This is a genomic window from Kitasatospora sp. NPDC058965 (genome assembly GCF_042741245.1).
Lineage (GTDB): Bacteria > Actinomycetota > Actinomycetes > Streptomycetales > Streptomycetaceae > Kitasatospora.
Genome location: NZ_JBHYKG010000547.1, coordinates 1 through 2,583, shown reverse-complemented (window position 1 = coordinate 2,583; position 2,583 = coordinate 1). Strand labels below are relative to the sequence as shown.

The window sequence follows — 2,583 nt, the reverse complement described above, 5'->3', positions numbered from 1 at the left end:
GTGACCAAGGACGGTCTGCTGCACGAGAACGACGGGAACTACGACACCGGCAGCTGGACGGGGTGGAACAACGTGGGCGGCAGCCAGATCGCGACCCTGACCGCGGCCACCACGGGTACCACGGTCCACCTCTACGCGGGCACCACGGACGGTCTGTTCCACACCGCGGACAGTACGGGCAACGGTCAGTGGAACGGTTGGAGCACCCAGCCGGGCAGTCTCGTCGACCAGCTCGACGCCCTGAGCGACAACCAGACGGTGCACCTCTACGCCCACACCACCGACGGCCAGACCCACAGCGAGGACGTCAACTACAGCAACCCCGGCACCGCCTGGAACGGCCCGACCTGGTACACCTTCTGCCCCCCCGCCGGTCCCACCACCCCCCCCCCCCCCGGGGGGGGGCCCCGCCCCCCGGGCCGGCCCGCCCCGAGGCTCCTCCGTGCCCCTAAGGACATGCAGTGAAGCGTCTCGCCACCCTCGCCGCGGCCGGCCTGCTGGCCGCGACCGGCGCCGCCGTCGGACCGGCCGCCGCACCGGCCACCGCCGCGACCACCCCGCCCGTCGTCCGCGTCATGCCACTGGGCGACTCCATCACCTGGGGCGTGGGCAGCGCCGGCGGCAACGGCTACCGCGGCCCGCTCGCCAACCTGGCCGCCGGCCAGTCCCGCTACACGGTCGACCTGGTCGGCACCATGCGCAACGGCGACATGGCCGACTCCCAGAACGAAGGCCACAGCGGCTACACCATCGACTCGCTCCGGGCCGGCGTGGACCGCTGGCTGGCCATGGACCGACCCGACGTCGTCCTGCTGCACATCGGCGCGAACGACCTGGACCACGGCACCCAGGCCGGCGCCGCCGACCGTGCCACCGCGCTGGTCGACCAGATCTTCGCCGACCGGCCCGGCATCACCGTCATCATGCAGGGCCTGGTGCCCACTTCGCCCGGCCTGAACAACCAGCTGACCGCGAGCCAGATCGCCCAGTACAACGACCAGCTGCGCCGGCTCGCCCCCACCGAACAGCAGCAGGGCAAGCACTTCACCTTCGTCGACGCACCTGCCCTGGTGCCGTACAACGCGCCGAACCCGGAGATGGCCGACGGACTGCACCCCAACGACCTCGGCTACGCCCGGATGGCGCAGACCTTCTACACCCCGCTCGACCAGGCCTACACCAACGGCTGGTTCACCGGCGGCGCGCCGCTGCCCGAGGGTCCGCTGCTCACCTCGGCGATGACCGGGCACACCGTGCACGTCTACCGCGTCACGCCGGACGGTCTGCTGCAGAGCAACGACGGCAACTACGACACCGGCAACTGGTCCGGCTGGACCCAGCTGGGCGGCAGCCTGGTGGTCTCGCTCACCGCCGTCGCCACCGGCGACACCGTCCACCTCTACGCCGTCACCCAGGACGGCCTGTTGCACACCACCGACCGGAACTACGCCACCGGCGGCGACTGGAACGGCTGGCGCTACCTGCCCGGCAGCCAGATCGAGAGCCTCACCGCCGCGGCCACCGGCGACACCGTCCACTTCTACGCCGTCCTGCGCCAGAACGGCGTACCCCGCACTTCCGACCAGAACTACGACACCAACGCCTTCACCGACTGGCACGACCTCGGCGGCAGCCAGATCTCCGAACTGGTCGCGGCCACCACCGGCACCGACACGGTCCACCTCTACGCGGTGACCCAGGACGGCCTGCTGCACACCGACGACGGGAACTACACCGCCGGCACCTGGACCGGCTGGAACGACCTGGGCGGCAGCCAGGTCACCTCGCTCGCCGCAGCCACCACCGGCACCACCGTGCACCTGTACGCCGGCACCCAGGACGGCCTGTTCCACAGCGCCGACGGCGACTACGCCACCCCCACCGCGCAGTGGGACGGCTGGTCCTACCGGCCCGGCAGCCTGGTCGCCCACCTCGCCGCCTCCGCCGACCGCCAGTACGTCCACCTGTTCGCCTCCACCACCGACGGCATGACGCACAGCCAGGACGCCGACTACGGCCAGTCCACCTGGAACGGCTGGTACACCCTGTGACCGGCCCGGACCCGCAGCCCCGACCCCTCTCTTCCACAAGGACGTTCACCATGCCCAGGAACCGCCGCAGCACGCTGGTCACCGCCCTGGCCGGCGCCTCGCTCACCGCGCTCGCCTGCGCCGCCACCCTCACCGGCTCCGCCCAGGCCGCCTCCGTCAGTACCTGGGAGAAGGTCGCCCAGTGCGAGAGCGGCGGCAACTGGCAGATCAACACCGGCAACGGCCTCTACGGCGGCCTGCAGTTCATGGCCAGCACCTGGCAGGCGTACGGCGGCACCACCTACGCGCCCCGCGCCGACCTCGCCACCGAGCAGCAGCAGATCCTCATAGCGGAGAAGGTGCTCCGCGCCGCCGGGCCGGGACAGTGGGACTGCGCGGCGCAGGCCGGGCTGACGAACGACGGGGTCGACCCCTACCCGACCACCCCGCCGTCGTCCCCGCCGCCGGTGCCGGGTGCGCAGTCGGGTCAGACGGCTTCGGTGATGATCAACGGGACGGCGCACGTGTTCGAGGTGACGTCGGACGGGCACCT

Annotated in this window: 2 protein-coding genes and 1 pseudogene; all 3 read left to right on the top strand. The window is 71.7% G+C overall.

Going from position 1 to position 2,583, the window contains the following annotated elements; translation table 11 throughout:
* Nucleotides 1–465, top strand: a pseudogene (locus ACFW1A_RS39930) (hypothetical protein); the annotation flags it as partial.
* Entirely contained in the window at nucleotides 462–2,051 is a 1,590-nt protein-coding gene (locus tag ACFW1A_RS39925) for a GDSL-type esterase/lipase family protein (RefSeq protein ID WP_380418549.1), read from the top strand. The pseudogene ACFW1A_RS39930 and the gene ACFW1A_RS39925, both read left to right, overlap by 4 nt.
* A gap of 50 nt (nucleotides 2,052–2,101) precedes the next feature.
* On the top strand, nucleotides 2,102–2,583 hold a 482-nt coding region (locus tag ACFW1A_RS39920), incomplete at its 3' end, for a transglycosylase family protein (protein WP_380418547.1).